Raw genomic sequence first — 17597 nt, 5'->3', positions numbered from 1 at the left:
TTTGGGCCGGACGACGGCGATACCATGAATAACTTATCCTAAGGGAATCATGAGAAGCAAGACTTTCAGAGAATCCTATAGAGAAGACATTAGAATTTTCCAGACGATCTGGGTAAAGTTTTGGTTGACCCTGTTCGCCATTGGGCTCTTGTCTCTGCCTTTTTGGGTTGATCCTTACATAATCTACATGGTCAACATCTCTGGGATAGCAATAATCGCGGCTCTAGGGTTGAACATCCTTACTGGTTTTACGGGTCAGATATCTCTTGGCCATGCGGCCTTTGTCGCATTGGGGGCATATACTTCGGCAATTCTTAGTTCCAGGGTAGACATGCCTTTCTGGCTCACCATCCCGGCTGGGGGCATTGTCGCCGCATTGTTTGGAGTGCTCCTGGGCTTCCCCTGTCTGCGTCTTAAAGGGCTGTATCTGGCAATGGCCACCATGTCTTTCGGGATAGTTGTCGAATATGGCATCACCCACTGGGAGTCTTTGACCATGGGCGTTCGCGGAATTTCCGTCCCAGCTCCAACTTTTTTCGGCTATACTCTCGGAGACCCTTCCAAACTTTTTTATGTCACTGTTTTTTTTGTGACTGTTCTAACTCTAGGCGCCAAGAATCTTGCCAGGAGCAGGATTGGTCGAGCCTTTGTGGCAATACGAGATCGGGATGTGGCAGCGGAGGTTATAGGCGTCAATCTCACAAAATACAAGGTGATGGCGTTTGCAATCAGTTCCTTTTACGGAGGAGTCGCCGGAGGTCTCTATTCCTATGCCACCACCTATCTCCATCCTGAAAATTTCACACTTCTACTCTCGATAGAATACATTGCTATGATCATCGTCGGAGGTCTAGGGTCAATTTTAGGGTCCATATTCGGAGCCGTGTTTCTAACTGCGATGCCCGACATCATAAAAGGCCTTGCGGATTCACTGGGTCATCAATTCGTATTTCTTCAGGGTCGATATGATGAGGAGTGGAACATAGCGGCTTTCGGCCTCCTTATTATGATCTTCTTAATCGTCGAACCTACAGGTCTTAACGGGATTTGGTCTCGTATCAAGACCAGTTTCAAGAACTGGCCGTTCACTTACTGAGAAACGGCTTTCATCCCATTATAGAAGGAGGGCAAACGAGAATGAAGACTGCGAAAAACTGGAGACTAGTCCTATCCGTGGTGATCTGCCTCGGATTGTTTTCAGCCACTAGCGCTTTTCCTGAAACCCGGGGCGTCACCAAGGACGCCATACAGATGGGCATGATCCTTGTCAAGACCGGGCCCGTGGCGGCGCTCGGCCTACCCGAAGGCTGGGGAATTCAAGATACATTCAACCAGATCAACGAATCGGGAGGAATTAACGGACGCAAGATCAATCTGATCTGGGAGGATGACCAATTTAAGACGCCTCTTGCAATATCAGCTTTCAACAAGCTGATATTTCGAGACAAGGTCCTGTCAATAACCTGTATGGGTGGGACACCACAGACTATAGCCCTCTTCGACCTAATCGACAAGCATCATGTGGTGAATATCCCAAACGCCCTGGCCGAAGAATTTTTCAAGCCTCACAAGCCCTATGTCTTCGTCTTGGGGGCCTCGTATGAGACACAGATCGAACTTATGTTCGACTACATCATGAATGATCTAAAAGCCAAGGACCCGAAAATAGCCGTAGTTTACGCGGAGACTGAGTTTGGCAAAAAGGGACTGGAAGCTGCCAGGAAACGCGCCGAGCAGTACGGGATTAAACTGGTTTCTGAGCTGGTCCTTAACATAGGATCTGTGGACGCCAGTTCCCAGGTTCTCTCCCTCAAAAAGGACAACGTTGATTACGTAGTAACGTGCAATCTTGTTCCACCCATCATCACTTTTCTCAAGACTGCAGAGAAGTATGACTACTGGCCCACAACTTTCGGTATAAGCTGGTCGTGCGACGACATGGTAGTCAAAGCATGCAAGACCGCCTCCAAAAATTACATCGGCGTCAATTTTGTCGGCGGTTGGGAGGACGACACTCCAGGCATGAAGCGAGTAAGAGAGTTGGCCAAGAAAAATGATCGTGATCCAAACAAAATGCTTACGTCATTGTACACCATAGGAGTAGGAACAGCCACGGTACTGGCCGAAGGCATGAAACGAGCAGGAGCTAACCTCACTCCGGAATCCTACAAGGACAACATGGATACGCTAAAAGATTTCGACACAGGGGGGATTCTTCCACCGGTAACATATACTCCGACGAGTCACGCTCCTACCACTGTCGCACGTCTTTATCGAGCTGACCCAGCAAAGGGGCTCATGATACCCATAACTGATTGGAGATCCCCGAAAGCGATGAAATAGGATTTTCTGTTTATGGCGGTTGAGATACGATTTCACGGCCCCCGCAACGATAAAATTTGTCAATTTGTCGTTGCGGGCAGCCACGACCATAAGATCCGGCGCTGATTCGCCTGCCATTTACGCCACTGGTTTGGCTAACTTTATTTTTTTCGTGATTCGATGTCGGCCAGCAATGCCGTGACCGCCTGGTAGTGTTCCTCGCTCAACATGCGCTCTTTGAAAATGAGCGCCTCATGCTCGATCCACTGTCCAAGAGCAGCATCCATACCTCCCCGCAGCAGCGCTTTGGCTTTGGTCAACGCTTCGGTTGGTTGATCAGCGATGAGCCGCGCCAAGGCCATTGATTCTGCCATAAGTTCTTCTGGTGGGGTCAGGCGATTTATCAAACCCATTTGCAGCGCCTCCTCTGCCGAGACTATCCGACAGGTGAACACGAGTTCCGCTGCACGGCTATATCCGATAAGCCGAGGGAGAAGGTAGCTGCTCCCAAATTCCGGAGTCAAACCTGCACGAACAAAGGCAGCGGAGAACCTCGCCCTGCTTGAAGCGATGCGGATGTCGCAGGCCAGCGGCATAGTCATGCCCCAACCGACTGCCGCTCCATTGACCGCAGCGATGATTGGCTTGGAAAAACCGAAAAAGACTTTAGCTAATTCCGGGCCCCCGAAAGGTGATCTAATTCCGGATTTCCGGAATTCCTCGTAAAGGAACTTGATGTGCCGCAAGTCAGCGCCGGCGCAGAATGCTTTTCCCGATCCACTTACGACAAGGACCCTGGTTTCAGCGTCAGACTCCAATTCGCTCAGCGCCTCAGTTAGTTCTACCCGCATCTCGTCATCGACTGCGTTCATAGCCTCTGGCCGGTTTAGCATAATCAGGCTGACTCCGGCTTCCTTTGTTAAAAGAATTGACTGATACGCCATGGTTGATTCCTCCAGGTTATACGATGTACGAGCATACCGTACACTTTTCCTTATAGGCAACTTTGATTGGCTTCATTGCCACAGGCATAAAATCGGTTCTACACCTTTTTCTAGGGGGCCAAAGATTCTACTTGTGGGTTATTCTAGCCAGTCAAATCCAATACGAGCGAGTAGGTGGCTCAGATGCATCAGGGGTGGCGTGCCGCTCATCGATATCTTCCATTTGCTCCTTTTCTCAACTTCACAATGGAAACAGAAAACTCCCTGTGTCATAATCGTTACAAGGGAGCCCTGTAGCGCTACCATAAATTCTTTTGAATCAGCGATTGGATTTCAATTTTCGGCTTTTAGAGTAAATCTCATGAAGCAGGCGCACTCAAATTACAAATGGATTGGGCTGGGCGATGTAAACGGTTTTTTCGGGTTAATGTTTGACAATATCGCACAACTGTCGTTTTTGGCGGGAACTTTAATTGTTGGCTTTAACTTTCCGTCAGATGTTGTCTACACTCGAATGATTCCGGGAACGACCATGGGGGTGCTGTTCGGAGACCTGGTATACACATGGATGGCGTTTCGGCTGGCAAAAAGGACCGGCTCCACCGACGTGACAGCCATGCCTTTGGGACTGGATACTCCCTCAACCATCGGGATCGCTCTGACAGTTTTGGGGCCGGCGTTCATTGCCATGAAGCAGGCAGGAGAGTCTCCTGAAAACGCAGCCATTATGACGTGGCAAATTGGAATGGCCACTATGGTGATGATTGGAATTTTAAAAATTTTTATGTCTTTTGGCGGAAACTGGGTTCAGAAAATCGTGCCAAGAGCCGGACTGTTGGGGTCAATAGCGGGAGTAGGCCTCGCTCTCATCGGATTCATTCCTCTTGTCGACATATTTGGGCTGCCGGTAGTAGGGATGATTTCATTGGGGCTTGTCCTCTATACGTTGGTGGCGCGAGGCTCTTTCCCTAAGAATCTACCGGGTATACTGGTAGCCATCGTGATTGGAACAATTCTTTATCATCTTTATAATTTCTTGATTCCTGATGGATCCTCAACTCAAACTTATATTAAACCTGCATTTGATCTTCACTTCGGGCTCCCGTGGCCTAGTCTGGATTTTGTTGGCGGCATCGTTCCAGCCTTGAAATATCTGCCAATTTCAATTCCATTCGCCATCCTTACGGTGGTAGGAGGAATTAATGTTACGGAAAGCGCAAGGGTGGCGGGTGATGATTACAGCGCCCGTCAAATCCTACTAACAGAAGCTTGGACAACTTTACTGGCAGGGATCTGTGGTGGAGTCGCTCAATCATGCCCGTACATAGGGCACCCTGCATACAAGCGTATGGGGGCACGAGCTGGGTACACCCTGTTGACTGCAATTTTTGTTGGTTTAGGCGGGATGTTGGGCTATGTGTCGTTTATCGTTGAACTGATACCCAAGGCAGTTCTCGCTCCTATACTCGTGTTTATTTCACTGGAGATAGTCGCCCAGGCCTTTACTTATTCACCTACCCGGCACATCCCGGCAGTTGTTCTGGCAATGTTTCCAACTGTTAGCCGCCTGATTTCAATACAACTCGAAAATCCTAACATAATTCCGGTTCAGAATCTGCATGACATGATGTCCAGGGTCGGTAGCGCCCTCCCTGAGCCGCTCGTAATGCTAGCGCTTGGGAACGGATTCATTTTGACGGGGATGCTATGGGGATCATTCCTTGCGGAAATGATAGATCACCACCTTAAAAGGTGTTCTTTTTATCTTGCAATTCTGGCTGTTTTTTCATTTTTTGGTATTATTCATTCTTCCTCGCTGGACGCGAATGTTTATTTCCCTTGGCTGTTGGAAGGAGTCCAGAGACAGATCCCATATCAATTTGGGATGGCATACCTTTGTTTGGCTATATTGATGTTTGCCCTCTCCTTTACAAAAGAAAACAGCTCATAGCAAAAGGTCTAAGGTATGAAAGACATTAAAAATCCATATAGAAACTCAGCGTGTTTCTTTTGCGGCCCGAATAATCCGGCGGGACTTAAATTAACATTCCAGGAACCTGAAACCGAACCCAACGAGCTGGTTTGCGTTTGGTCTCCACCCGCAACCTACAGAAGCTTTGGAAGGATCTTGCATGGTGGAATCCAGAGTGGTCTTTTTGACGAGATCATGGGCTGGACTACCCTGCACATTACCAAGAAGGTCGCGTTGACTTCCGGGATACAGGTAGAATTTTTGAAGCCTCTTTATGTGGAGCAACAAATCGAAGTCCGATGCCGTATAGACTCCACGAATGGATCCAGGATTAATCTGACTGCGGAAATTAAGAACAGTAGACAGGAAATTTGCTCAAAGGCCACTGGAACATATGTTTTAATGGATCCGGAAAAATTTAAAATGGCGGTTGATAAGGAAGGGAATCCAGATTAGTTTGTCTCACAGAGATTATCCACGATCTATTGTTGCATTGGAGGGTGAAAGTTATAATTTCCTGTCTCTTCATTTTCTTTGGGGTCTTGATTTATTGGCGCTAGAAAAGGACCGTAACGGTAGTCCCAGTAATCTACTTTCAGAACCCACTATAATAATTCGGGATCCTTACGCACTTCGTTTTGGTGAAACCAATAACCTTCGAGCCAACCTTCGCGAACTCGCTGCTTGATTTCAGCATAAATTAATATCTCAGTATTTTCGTAAAAAAAAGTGTCAAAGTCGAGAATACTATTCTGGACAATGGTTTTGAAGGGTTCGTGACAGTGGAACCGTATACTTACGACCATGCGGCCAGGGAAGCGGCGATGGAAGTGTTTGAGTATCTCGGGCAATGGAAACGGGAAAGTGGCGCAAAACGTGGATATTAAGCTGGATCACTACTGAGGTGGAATTGAAGTTTTCGGTCGTTATCCCATGCTACAATGAGACATCCACGTTTTGCAGGTCTTGAGTATGCCCAAAACCAAAACCTTACCAATTTGGAAAACTGGTCTAAATCACACTGACAAGTTACAAATCTTCTTTAAGATCTCCCTATAACGTTGATCAGATTCAGATGACTTGTGGAGACCAGCGCATTCATTCAATTTACAAATAACGAATAAGTAGAAAACATTTTTTTTCTCGGCAGCAGGGAGATCATTCCAGTATTCATGCGACGACAATTCATTCCACCGCTGAATCATTTGTTCTAAATAATCAAACCATGAAGCACACTCATTGACACAATACCCCAAACAGAATTGGTTGAGAAAATCGAAATAATGAATACCTGACTGTTCAAACATATCAAAATCGGTCAGAAACAACTTACCTTCATGTCTTAGTATATTACCACGATGAAAATCGCCATGAATTGGCCCATATAACGTTGATAGATTCATGTTTATTAAATATCGTCTTTCCTCGCTCGACAAAATGGGATTGGCCAAGAAATCCTTCACAAAATAAAGGTCCATTATATCGATTTTTGTTTTCTTTGAGAATTTAGACAAATCACGCAGCAAATCAAACATTTCGTTGTCTGTTATTGGGTTATCGACACTAACCCTTGGGTACCTAATGATGCCAATAGGACCGAGTTCAAAGGTTCTGCAAGGCAACATATATTTTGCTAACCCCAAATGTCTCATCTCATCAATATTATAAATCTCTTTAGATACATAGGGTGAAGAATTGTATCCAACTTTATAAAAAGATTTTTTAGTTACCATTTTTAGTGTGGTATGGCTAGAGATATAAGCCCAATCACAGAATATTCTTAGAAATTTCTCCAGAATTATATACTTCTGCTCATAGAATGGTTGTTTGAGAAAGGAAGATAATTTACGATACATTGTTCCAAAACCAAGGGCTATAGGAAATTTCCCCACTAGAATTCATAAAATTTACACTGGAATCGAGGTGTCTTATCGATAATCGTCGAATTAATTTAGTGATTCTCTCCAAAGACTGAGAATTTTCAATACCCACTTTTCATCTAAGTCGGTCGTACGCTCGTCGAATAATTGGACCTATTGACGATTTTTTGACAAAATCTTTCACAGATGAACTTGTTCCATACCATTTGACTTTCACAGATGAGCTTGATTGGAGCCATTGGAGATATAGTTTTCCCTTCAAGTTGTTCCCATTACAATTTTGATATAATGGCATATCATGATTAGCCCATTCAAGTTTATAGTCTTCTGCGCCGCCAGTGAAATCGAACCGCTCAACACCATTGTTAAAACACCACTCTAGTAAATACTCCAACAAAAGTCGACCAGGAGAGTACCGGGCCCATTTCCCGCCCTCAAAGGTTGGCATTAGCCAATAAAAATGCTTACGATAAAGGGCGCCCCAATGGGTAGCGATAACAATGCCGTCAATTTCAAGGGCCGATACGTGAACAACTCTATTGCCTAGCAAATCGTCTGTTATTGTTTCATAAAAATGACGATGCTCTTTTGCTGCAAGCCTGTTCCAACTCCCAGTTTCGCTCCACCGCCTTGATTTTTGCTCAAACATGATTTCAGTCAGTCGTTTTGACGTTTCGTGATCAGAAGCGACAACGAATTTAAGATCACCTAATTCGCCCAATCGTCTACGTTTACGACGTGAATCCGCTCTCAAATTAGTACTTACTCTTGTTAATTGATATTGTTCCCAAGTTCCTTCCATAATAATGGAGTATGCTCTATTCTGCTCGGTAGGATTTGCTGTAATACATGGGTTGCTTTCACCATCTATGACTGCCGGTTGTTTCAGGAGACAGGTCGCGTCAAATTTGGGAAGAGTTTTCTTTATGAAATCCCATATTCCCGTCAGAGAGCCTGTGACAGATTTCTTTCTTATAAGAGGTCCTTTGTAATCAGAATGAATCCCACCTAACCACTCTAAGATCTTGAAACCTTTTTCCGGCCTAATCCCCAAAGGTAAAATGAACAGGAGTTGAGAATCCTTCCACACAATCACAACGCAAGGCTTAATAAAATGAACAGGTTTTCCAACGATTTCTACCCATCGATATAGCCAGTCAAAAGTTTGAAACACATACGAAGCAGCTTCCTGTTCGAATCCACGCCAGAGAGTTTCAGCGCTTTTGAGGTCATCATGGACCTCCCATGTCCAAACACCCTTGTTAAAACTTGAAGATAGCAATGGTCTAAGGGTTTGTGACAATTGAGAGCGCCTTTTGAGTGTAGGCTGATTGTTCATAGCGCTACCGTCTCTTTAATAGGGACTCTGAGTAAACCATTGTGTTCATAGAACGGTTTTATAAGAAAGGAACAGAATCTAGCATATATATTCTCACGTCCAATTGCACCATACGCCATTTGTTGAATTTTTTTAACTTGATGCTTCCTCTTCCATGCTATTGTTGGACCCTAGGAAAGAACCGTAACGATAGTTCCAATAATCTTCTTTCAGAACCCACTTCAATAATTCTGGATCCTTGCGCACTTCGTCTTGGTGGAACGCATAACCTTCCAGCCAAGCTTCGCGAACTCGCTGCTTGATTTCAGCATAAGGGTCTGCTGATAATTTACCGGCCATTCTTCGCCATAGGCGTTTGATCTGCGGGAATGGTGATTGCATTTTCCAATCAGAGGTTATTCCGCGGTTTTTTCTGATTGTCGTATAGGAATCACAAACCCCTGCAAAAAACATTCTCTCTCGAAAATAATCCACTCGTAGCCGGCATTCCGGAATCACATGGTAAACCAGTGCCCTAGGATGATACATTACTTTCAAACCTTTGGCAGCGACTTTCCAAGCTAATCCTGTGTCGCCATCTCCTTGATAACGCTGAAAAGGTTTAGGAATGTAGTCTGGATGGAACCCACCTACTTCAAACAGTGTCTGTCTACGGATGGACAAATTGAGGCTCCAAACATAGATCGGGTTAATTTCGACTAGTTTATCCCCAAAATCCACTAGGCTGAGATAAAAGCACTGATTTAAGGCTCCGTTTCGATACCAAAACGCGTCCAACCAATCAGGAGGCGTTGACTCGTATTTTGGAAGGTTCTTGCCGCCGACAAGATGCGTTTTTGGATCTCCGAACGCCTCGGCCACGGCCGTCAGCCATCCCGGATCAGCTTGTATATCATCGTCAACGAAGATCAGAATGTCGCCTTTTGACCTAAGTGCACCTTTGTGTCGGGCAGACAGATTGCCAGGGAGAGATTCGTAGTGATATCCTATTTCGTGCGCGGGGTGAAATTCAATTGTGTTAGCAGCTACTTCTCGGGTGTTGTCTTTTGAACCGTTGTCCACTATTAGTATTTCGTAATCTTGCGGTGGATAATTTAAGGCCAACAAGGAATCAAGAGTGATCTTAAGAGAGGCGCTTCTGTTAAGTGTTGGTATTATGATCGAAAACTTCATTTCAAGAATTCCTCCCATAGTGAAAGGACCGTATTATGTTCCTCACCCATGAAACAAATCACTGGCAAGAAAGTCCCGCTCCATATTACTTTTTATTCCTCCTGAGAATGCCTTATTTGACCTCGTAGTGTGTTTGTAACTCCAGCTATTATCCTCGCGTACATTGAACGGTCGGAATACTTCTCTACAATATTAAGGGCTATTGGTCTCAAGGGACCGCATAAAAACGGCTTCAAAATGGGGTTAATTTCTACTCGCTCTCTCAATGGAATTTTTCTGAAGCCCATTGATTCCTTGAAGCTTACGAGCCCCTCAGCCTCTCCTGTTATAGGACGCCTACCATAAGATACATGCGTGATACCGTTTCGATTCATTGCATTCTGGGTGAAAACGAAACACAGAGCATCCACAGGGTGAAATCTCAGCAAATCAGTGCGACTAAACGTCATCTCAATGTAAGCGCCACCATCAATAATGATACAGACATGGCACGCGGCCATTTGGTCAGAAACAAACGCGCCCCAAGCTTCAAATAAAGGATTTAACTCGGCTAATCTGAAGTAGTTTTTCCACATCTCCAGAACAGACTTATTAAATTCTCGTCCCTGACGCTGATATGTGTCTTCAATCAGAACGTCGCTTTCCCTAACTAATGAATCAAATGGAACCCGTTCTACCGAGCAATGTTTTAGGGCCCACCGAACATTGTGGCGGCGCTTGCTGCTTGTGATACTTCCGAAATCATAATTCTTTTCAACAACAAGATCATACCCTTGAAAATAGGGTTTATCATCCTTGGAAATGTAATGAAGGAACATGGCCTTTTGGGACCACATGAACCTTAAATTGTGTCTTGTCAATGAAATCGGTCGAGAGGACGGCCAAGGAGAGAACAGTCTCATTCCGCGAGACATCCAAAATAAACCTCCAGTAACAAAAAAACGGACCCCCCTGGCTCTACAAAAATCAGAGAGGTATTTTTCATCAACCGTTTGTTCCTGGACCTTTGGGGTTGGATTTATGTTTGTGTCCATGAACCGCGGGGCTTCACCCAAAGTTTATAAGCGGACCATAAGAAATGTCCATGGAAGAAAGTGAAAACTCAGCCGGCATAGGCTTCTGGCTCCTCAGAACTATTTTAGGACGCCAGACTGAATTAAACGGAAATGCCCAGAATCCAATTTTCCTCAGCATGGTGGTTTTTCTGGAAAGAGGGGAACCCAAACAACACACAGAGGAACAGCCAGCAGCTTTACACTTTTCAACAACATCATCCATCAGGGCTTGTGCAACTCGTGCTGAGACTTCTTTTACTGCAAGAAATTCCATTATCAGCGCCCTCTTGTACTGTGCCACCACTTCGTAGACAACAAGAGCTTCAGGAGAACCAACATCACCAACGAGGGCAAATTTATATTTCCTGAAAGGGTGTTCCGCATAGCGCCATCGCAACCAGTGTCTATCAAGGGCAAAATGGAAATCAGTGGGCGCCGAAAGTTTTGAGAATTTCAGCCCATCTAAGTTCTCCAGATATCTAACCCGAATGGAACTGTTCTTTTTAATATTAAGAGTCCCGGATATTAACTTCGTTACAAAACTCAAACTTTTGGCCACATTGGGCAATCCATGTTTTGCAATCAAAATGGCCGGATCGATCCACCGGACCAAAAGCAATGGTTTGCCCAGATTCACAAAGTTATTTTTGTCCGTAAATAAACGATGACTCATCGAATTTGGCACAGAGAATAGAAATGCAATTCCCTGCCGCTTTGCCTCGCCAAGGATAGAGTCTGCAACTTGGGTAGACAATCCTTTGCGCCTGTAATCTGGATGTGTGGCCACGTTAATTGATATGCCCGCCTTAATTCGTTTGCCTTCTAGGCAGGCTGGCACGTTGAGCAACATATGCAATGACAAGACACGGCCCGAGTCATTCTTAATAATGTAAACGATCGATTGGCCAGCTGGATCTTGGAGACACCAGTGCAAATATTCAAGTGTCGCCTCTTCTGCCGAACCCCATATGTATTGCTCCAGCATAATTATCGCGTCGTGATCTGATTGTTCAGCGCGGACTGGTACAAATGGCTGATCTAACAAGGTCTGCCTCTATTACAACCGGTGTCCAAAAGATAGCCATGCAGTTGTCATTAAGTTCGAAACATCACACATCTATCTGTCTGTCTACAGCCCTAACGATGGCCATTCTCCGAAAGCTGGGGCTATCTTTCATTAGTTCTTCATAGGATCCTTGAGCCACAACGCTACCATGCTCTAGTTCTACAATTTGATCACAATGTTGAATGGTGGTTAGACGATGAGCTATTATTAAGATAGTTAATTCTCTGTTTAGGCTCTCAATAGAATTCATGACAGCATACTCAGTCTCGTTGTCAAGCGCACTAGTGGCTTCATCGAAAACAAGAATTGAAGCGTTTTTATACAACGCCCTAGCAATGCCGATCCGCTGCTTCTGTCCACCAGAGAGTCGTACTCCTCTCTCCCCAACGGATGTATAATACTTTTTAGGCTGGCTTTCAATGAAGTCAGCTATTTGAGCCTGACTTGCCGCCTGTCGAACCCGTGCCATATCAATTGAATGTCGAGGAAGTCCCAAAGCAATATTCTCGGCCAGCGTCGAATCAGCGATAAAAATACTTTGTGGCACATGCGCGATCGCTTGCTGCCAAGATCGGAGTCGCTTGCCCTTAATTGGCAAACCGTCTACCAATATCCGCCCCTTGGTCGGTTCCAATAATCCCATAAGTAAGTCCAGCATAGTGCTCTTTCCACTGCCGGTGCTTCCCACAAATCCCATCCTGAACCCTTTTGGAATGGACATATTTACGTCTTGTAGCACCCATTGACTATCTTCAACATAACGAAACCAGACCGATTTGAAGCATATAGAAGCCTTGAATTCTAATGGCTCAGGCAATGACTCCAATGCCTCCGCTGGTAAAGGTTGATCAAGCAGGTCAATCACTTCACTAAGAGATACTTGATTAGCCGCAATGCCCGACCAGGATCCGTAGATCTGTTGAATGGCAGGCAGGAGGCGCTGCGCCCCGAGGGCCAACGCGCCCAGGACTGGTAAAGCAGTGGAGAGTCCCCCGGCTTCTCGGCTTAGACCATAAGCCAGTCCTGAGATCAAGACCAATCCTATGGCTTCCATTGCAAACCTCGGCGCAAAAATTATAAATAAATTGCTAGCGTTAGCCTCACGGTAGGGCACATCAGCTCGACGATAGTTGTCACAATAAAACTGTTGTGTCCCATTCAGCAGTACATCTCTAATTGCTCCTAGACCCTCCTGTAAAGCCTTTACGACCTGAGTACTTTCAATCGCTGTCCGGCGGCTATTGATTCGAAGCTGCCGACGAGAGGCCCAAGTTATAAGGCCATAGCTAACTCCGAAAACAAGTGTGGCTACAAACACTACAAACGGATCTATAGCTACGAGGGTTGCAATGAGCGCTATCAACAAGAATGTTGCGCTGACGATGGTTGTCGCTTCATACAACACTATTGTAGCTTTCCATGTCTTGCCGGTTATGGCTGCTATCAATTCGCTACTGTTGCGTGAGACATGAATTCGATATGGCTGGTAAAGTGTGCGTCTATACACGTCTATACTAATGTCCGCTCCGATAGCGTTGGAAAGTCTTGAGTTGACCCACAACAACAGCAACCGGATAGATCCCGCGCCTAATGCCGCCAAGGCAAACGCCATGGTGAGTGGAGCGGAGAGCTGTTCCGCCGAAGTGATTCCGACAGATTCGAACAATGGCCTAAACGTAGTATGATTGAAAACCTTATCCGGGGCTATCATTACTCCTATGAACGGCAGAACGGCCCCAAGACTGATCACTTCTGAAAAAGCGCTCGCGAGCATTAACAAGAGCAATAACGCCAATTGCCGCTGGCGACTTTTTGAAAGGTGATGCCAAAAATTCACCAGCAATTCATTCAAATTGTGATGGGATTCTATATTTCGAGAATTGGAGTTAGTGGGCATTCTGTTAAGTCTGTTCTAGAGTTTAGAGGAACCTGCGTTTAAATGAGTCTTGATGTTGGTCGCGAATTTCCCGAGTGTTCTCAAAGGGGCCGTATAACGCCAGGAACGAGATTTCAAAATGGTTTTCAAAGTAGCGGCCTGCTCTGTTTTTATCATCAACTCTCTTTCCATCTTTGTGAACCACATGTCTTTCTCGTGAAATGACAGAAAGAGCTTGCTGTCTTCAACGACAGTTATTCTGTTAAGTTGATAAATATCAATGTCATTTCCCAAATTGACAGACACTGCTCCATCAAATTTTAGCCTGGCTGCACTAATGGTTTTTTCGTTATGGCTTCCGTAGGGGTATGCAAACCACCTAAAATGTGGCTTTGGAAAAAGTTCGGTCAGATAGTCCGGAACATCCAATTCTCTATTAACGATGTGTAATGGCATCGTAGCCAACCGGGGGTGACTTCTGGAATGCCATTGAAGCCTAGCTAGGGAACTGGCAGCCAGTTCCAGTTCTTCCATGTCACCGCACTGCGACTCTGGTTCAACCCCGCTATCAAAATAATTGCTCTTTCCGATGTGATTTCCAATCACAAAAATCTCAAATGGATAATTCCATTTTTCGAGTATTGGCAGAGCATATTTAACAACATCTGAGTAAGCGTCATCAAATGTGATCACAGCCTGTTTTGGATTATTTGGATTGTAGTTTTCGAGATAGACCACATCATAATTTTGCAAGTACGCCATTTGGCGTTCAAAGGTCCCCGCGCTTACGTGCCACTTCGTTAGCGCCTTTTCGGAAATGTTGTGATACATCAAGATCATTTCTGACCCCACAAAACTATCTACAACTGTCTATAAGCGTCCTAATTGACAATAATGTTTTGCCTTCGATATGTTGGCTCCAATAGTTCAACTTTAAGCATCATTTACTATAATTATAGTTTTGCCACTTTTGAGTTAATAGCTTGAAATTTTAAGATAATATATTAAGAACAATCGGTGTTCCTGCCATAGACGGTTTGGGAAAACTGACAGGAGGAACACCGATGACCAAGAGGAATCTGCCACAGCCTTTCGGAGTTGACAAGATACATTTCAGGGACTGTTTCATAGGGCCTAGTTTGAGGCATTTTGTAGGCTCTAATTTACAAAAAACTGTCCCGCTCTTCACCAGCGAGCCAGGTTTTCTAAAAATGGCAAAACTATAGGTCATAAAGAAGCAACATTTAATTTGGGTTTGGCCTCATTACATGCTATTTCGATAACTTAACTTTTCTTGAAGTTATGTGAAATCGAAAATTGACTTAAAAATGGCACAAGACATCTTAAAGCCGGGAGTTTGAAAGTCACTAGGAGATTTAAATGGACTCGATCTTGTTGGTTTTACCACCTATCGGTGGAAAGAGCGCGGACTCCCTTAATTTCGATCTTGGGTATGCTTATGGGATTACATCTTGTTTGAGTCGAGCATCAGACGTCACTATTCTTTTACTTTGTGACTGTGATGTCCGTCAATATGAAGTTTATTTGAAGAGGAATTTTGGCTTTCAAATAAGAATTAAGTCGCTGACAGAAATAGATGTACTTAGACGCCAGCCACGAGACGCGCGTCTAGTTGATTACAGACCCTTCGTTGATCAGTCTGTACGAGTTTTTGATTATATAACGGAAACAAATTATGAGTGTGTCATATTCGATGTTTTTGACGCTTCTGGTTTTATTCCAATAAGAGCTAAGAGGACAGGACTTGGTCTAGAGAAAACTCTCTTAGTTAGTTGGCTAAGAACCTGTCATGAGTTCGAAAGGGGGCAGGCGTTAGAAGCACCTGACTATCTGAGTAGTTTTATCCGAGAAAGAGAATTGGATTTTGCTGAAAAATACTGCTGCGAACACAGTGATTTGGTTATCTCTCATACAAGCAGCATCCTGGAATGGACATCCAGACAAGAATGGAATGTAGACCTTAAGAAGGTTGTGCCGCTGCACTACCTTAATGGCGATATTTCTCTCAGCTCTTTAGCGGATAAATCTATTGAAAAACAGGCCAGACAAGACCGAGAACTACCTGAATCTAAAACGGGCCCGCTTGTCTCTGTATGTGTTGCTCATTTCAATGATGGTGCGAATCTTCGGTACTTATTGAAGTCCGTTGAAGATAATGATTACAAAAACTTTGAGGTGATTGTAGTAGATGATGGGAGCACAGATACTGAATCTCTTCGAATATTTGAATCGTTAGCCATAGAGTATGCTTCCAAATCTTGGCGATTCATAATGAAAAAGGAAAATGAAAGCTTGGGACCAACAAGAAATTGTGCGGTTAGACATGCGAGAGGCGAATTCATCTTTTTCTTGGATTCAGACGATCTCGCAGCCAAGACCCTAATCTCAAACTTCGTAAGAGGAATGCTACGGTCAGGGGCGGATTGCCTTACATGCCCACTGGTTTACTTTGAAGGGGTTGGTGGGATCGTCGATAGTGCCAGTATAATAAGATTCTGGATGCCTTTGGGCGCTTCCATTGAAATTGGGATTTATGACAACCCTTTTGGCGCCTCCAATTTCTGCATTAAGAAAACAGTATTTGAGGCATTGGGGGGGTTCTGTAGTCCGCGAGGCGAAGTTTCGGAAGATTGGGAATTCCTGGCAAGATTGGTTCTAGATGGCTTTGATATGGATGTGCTCCCAAGGCCATTATATTTTTATCGAGTACGGCCTGGTAGTTGGCTTCAAACAGCATGGTCTCATCATTCAATCCAAAATTTGCGCAGGCGAATTCTGTCCAATATCGGGCCACAACATACGAAGGTCATTCACAACCTACTTCTTCGGACAATCGCTGAAAACGAGCGTTTAAGGGCTTCTGTTTGGCAACTGGACAGAAAAGTTGTGAAAATTGCTCTTAGACTTGTGGATATTATTAGTGAAGAACATCGATTGCTTATTGAGAATGTGTTAATCGGTATGTACGGGAAACTGAGAGATGTTCAGACCCAAATTTACCAATTTCTTACAGCAAGAAAGCCCGTGGTTTTTGACGCCTCCAAAAGAGGACATGAAATTGACTTTTCTCATGAGAATAAGATTTGCAGTTCCACATTTTTTGTAAGGACTCTCTCAAACTCGGAACTTCAAGACCAATTAACACATTTGGGTTTGCCGTCAAATCGCGCCATTTTTGGTTTTGTTGGAGAACTGCGAGAGAAGAACAGACCCCTCGGTTTCTTGAGACTAGCATACTGGATGCAGATATTCAAAGATGACAGCTTTTTCGTGATGATTGGCGATGGTCCTCTTCGAGATGAGGTGCCAGCTATTGCCGCCAAATACAAATTGAGTAACTTCAGGTGGATCCCTTTCCTTGAAAGACCGGAACAACTCTATGCTGTTCTATCGGGACTGGTCATAACGAGCGCATTCGCAGAACAAGGGCCTGCGGTAATGTTTGAAGCCCTAGCCTGTGGAGTTCCCGTTTTCTCAACGGATGTTGAAAAAACTAAACGACTGCTCGAGCAGTATGGGAACGGCCTTGCTGTTGCTCATGACCCCGAAAAGAAGGATTTTGCGGACTGTTTCAAACTGTGGAAGGATTATTTAGAAATTTATAAAACAGCGGCGATGGAAAGCGCTGAATTGATTCGGACAAAATTTGGAGCTTAAAGAAAAACAACGTTTAATCGATTTCTCTCACAAGGTGAATCTCAACCCAAAGGCCAACCTGAAAACTCACTATTGCATTTCTGACACTGCAGGAATAATCCACCAATAATCGCCTTCACTGATATTGTTCCGGTTTTCGGCTGTCTAGTAAAATTGGGGAAGATAACGTAACCCCTCAGTTATTCGCGGCCGAGTTACCTGGTAATATGAATCTACCTCTTGGTCAATGATCTGAGATGCGGCTCTTTTCTGGAGGAGACAGATCTAAGGCCGTTTGTTTTTTGGAGGTTGG

The 17597-nt window shown here is 44.6% G+C and carries 13 protein-coding genes; 5 read left to right on the top strand and 8 right to left on the bottom strand.

Annotation, left to right across the window (positions count from 1 at the left end; translation table 11 throughout):
• The first annotated feature begins 49 nt into the window (after positions 1-49).
• Both WC647_10450 and WC647_10445 read left to right on the top strand, forming a co-directional pair.
• Positions 50-1096: a branched-chain amino acid ABC transporter permease gene (locus WC647_10450; GenBank protein ID MFA6222718.1), complete on the top strand. Its 1047-nt coding sequence runs from the start codon at positions 50-52 to the stop codon at positions 1094-1096.
• Between the two features lie 41 nt (positions 1097-1137).
• Positions 1138-2343 (top strand): ABC transporter substrate-binding protein, encoded by a 1206-nt coding sequence (locus tag WC647_10445; protein ID MFA6222717.1) that lies wholly within the window; start codon positions 1138-1140, stop codon positions 2341-2343.
• Between the two features lie 140 nt (positions 2344-2483).
• Here WC647_10445 and WC647_10440 read toward each other — a convergent pair whose 3' ends face one another.
• Positions 2484-3266 carry an enoyl-CoA hydratase-related protein gene (locus WC647_10440; GenBank protein MFA6222716.1) on the bottom strand — a complete coding sequence of 261 codons (783 nt, stop codon included), beginning with the start codon at positions 3264-3266 and terminating at the stop codon, positions 2484-2486.
• 361 nt (positions 3267-3627) lie between these two features.
• Here WC647_10440 and WC647_10435 point away from each other — a divergent pair, with 361 nt between their 5' ends.
• Entirely contained in the window at positions 3628-5217 is a 1590-nt protein-coding gene (locus tag WC647_10435; GenBank protein ID MFA6222715.1) for a hypothetical protein, read from the top strand.
• 15 nt (positions 5218-5232) lie between these two features.
• Complete coding sequence (locus tag WC647_10430) at positions 5233-5694, top strand: hotdog fold domain-containing protein (GenBank protein MFA6222714.1); 462 nt, start codon at positions 5233-5235, stop codon at positions 5692-5694.
• Between the two features lie 560 nt (positions 5695-6254).
• Here WC647_10430 and WC647_10425 read toward each other — a convergent pair.
• From WC647_10425 to WC647_10395, 7 genes are all read right to left on the bottom strand, one after another.
• Positions 6255-7130: a hypothetical protein gene (locus tag WC647_10425; protein ID MFA6222713.1), complete on the bottom strand. Its 876-nt coding sequence runs from the start codon at positions 7128-7130 to the stop codon at positions 6255-6257.
• 103 nt (positions 7131-7233) lie between these two features.
• A complete protein-coding gene (locus tag WC647_10420) occupies positions 7234-8457 on the bottom strand; it encodes a GNAT family N-acetyltransferase (GenBank protein ID MFA6222712.1) in 1224 nt (407 codons plus the stop codon).
• A gap of 132 nt (positions 8458-8589) precedes the next feature.
• A complete protein-coding gene (locus WC647_10415) occupies positions 8590-9630 on the bottom strand; it encodes a glycosyltransferase family 2 protein (GenBank protein MFA6222711.1) in 1041 nt (346 codons plus the stop codon).
• A 92-nt stretch (positions 9631-9722) separates the two neighbouring features.
• Positions 9723-10544 (bottom strand): hypothetical protein, encoded by an 822-nt coding sequence (locus WC647_10410; protein MFA6222710.1) that lies wholly within the window; start codon positions 10542-10544, stop codon positions 9723-9725.
• Positions 10545-10677: 133 nt separating this feature from the next.
• On the bottom strand, positions 10678-11730 hold the full coding sequence (locus WC647_10405) for a GNAT family N-acetyltransferase (protein MFA6222709.1): 1053 nt from the start codon (positions 11728-11730) through the stop codon (positions 10678-10680).
• A 64-nt stretch (positions 11731-11794) separates the two neighbouring features.
• Complete coding sequence (locus WC647_10400; protein MFA6222708.1) at positions 11795-13525, bottom strand: ABC transporter ATP-binding protein; 1731 nt, start codon at positions 13523-13525, stop codon at positions 11795-11797.
• A gap of 138 nt (positions 13526-13663) precedes the next feature.
• Positions 13664-14467 carry a polysaccharide deacetylase family protein gene (locus tag WC647_10395; protein ID MFA6222707.1) on the bottom strand — a complete coding sequence of 268 codons (804 nt, stop codon included), beginning with the start codon at positions 14465-14467 and terminating at the stop codon, positions 13664-13666.
• 540 nt (positions 14468-15007) lie between these two features.
• On the opposite strand from WC647_10395, the gene WC647_10390 reads away from it, so the two are divergent.
• Complete coding sequence (locus WC647_10390; GenBank protein MFA6222706.1) at positions 15008-17305, top strand: glycosyltransferase; 2298 nt, start codon at positions 15008-15010, stop codon at positions 17303-17305.
• The last annotated feature ends 292 nt before the right edge of the window (positions 17306-17597 follow it).

The organism is Desulfomonilaceae bacterium, from assembly GCA_041662605.1.
Lineage (GTDB): Bacteria > Desulfobacterota > Desulfomonilia > Desulfomonilales > Desulfomonilaceae > CAJBEZ01.
Note: the sequence above shows the minus strand (reverse complement) of the source record. Positions and strands in the feature narration are given on the sequence as shown.